The sequence below is a fragment of the Pedobacter sp. CG_S7 genome, assembly GCF_040544395.1.
Classification (GTDB): domain Bacteria; phylum Bacteroidota; class Bacteroidia; order Sphingobacteriales; family Sphingobacteriaceae; genus Pedobacter.
In genome coordinates this window covers 1-1,005 of sequence record NZ_JBEONS010000108.1, presented here as the reverse complement: position 1 = coordinate 1,005, position 1,005 = coordinate 1, and the positions used below count along the sequence as shown (strand labels likewise).

Genomic DNA, 1,005 nt, shown 5'->3' with positions numbered 1-1,005 from the left:
CGTTCTATTACCGACACCTGCAAGAAAAATGAGCAGGCCATCTTAAATGCTTTCTTGACTATTGCTTCATCATAGAGGTACCTGAGTAGTTACGAATACAATAAGATATTAATTTATACGTATATTGAATCATGCGTACTTTCGATAAATACTATATTTCCCCAGCTATCATAGCACTTTCCATTCTTCTTTCAGCGCTTGTATTTGCAGGTGCTTATAAATTTAAATTTAAAGACAAAAAACGTGTTGTAGTTACTGGAATGGCCAGTAAAAATTTCGTGAGCAACCTTATCGTGTGGCAAGGTTATTATTCAAGGGAAAGTATGGACCTTAAACAGGCTTATGCTAATTTAAAAAATGATGAAATTGCGATCAAGGCTTACCTCAAAAAGAAGGGATTAGAAGACAATAAAATGGTATTCTCTTCGGTTAGTATAAATAAACAATATAACCCGGTATATGATAATAATGGCCGTTTGCTATCAAACAAATTCACTGGTTATAGCCTTACGCAAAATGTAAAGGTAGAGGCTAATGACATAGATAAAGTAGAAAAAATAAGCCGCGAAATTACAGAACTGATTCAAAGTGGTATTGAACTTAACTCTTCTGCCCCATCCTATTATTACACCAAAATGGCTGAGTTAAAGATTGACTTACTTGCAAAAGCAAGTAAAGATGCTAAAGACCGTGCCCAGAGTATTGCTGAAAATGCTGGTAGTGCCCTTGGCGACCTTAAATATGCAAGTATGGGTGTTTTTCAAATTACCGGACAAAATAGCAATGAGAATTATAGCTACGGGGGTGCCTTTAATACTACTTCAAAAAACAAAACAGCTAGCATTACCCTGCGAACGGAATATGCTGTAAAATAAGAAACTTTAATAAAATCTATTTAACCAGATTAAATGGTAACCACTCAGGTTCCCTCTAACTTACTTTACTGACCTGAAAAATCGTTTAAGGTGTTATTTTCTTTGGATTTTATTTTCAGAAAAAAGCGGG

The 1,005-nt window shown here is 34.9% G+C and carries 1 protein-coding gene; it reads left to right on the top strand.

The features are described 5' to 3' along the window. The first annotated feature begins 131 nt into the window (after positions 1-131). Positions 132-875, top strand: coding sequence for an SIMPL domain-containing protein (locus tag AAKU52_RS17500; RefSeq protein ID WP_354335924.1), 744 nt, complete (start codon positions 132-134; stop codon positions 873-875). Positions 876-1,005 lie beyond the last annotated feature (130 nt).

Bases quoted from the DNA above. Each gene is read 5' to 3' on its own strand.
- AAKU52_RS17500 (WP_354335924.1), top strand. From the start codon at position 132: ATGCGTACTTTCGATAAATACTATATTTCCCCAGCTATCATAGCACTT.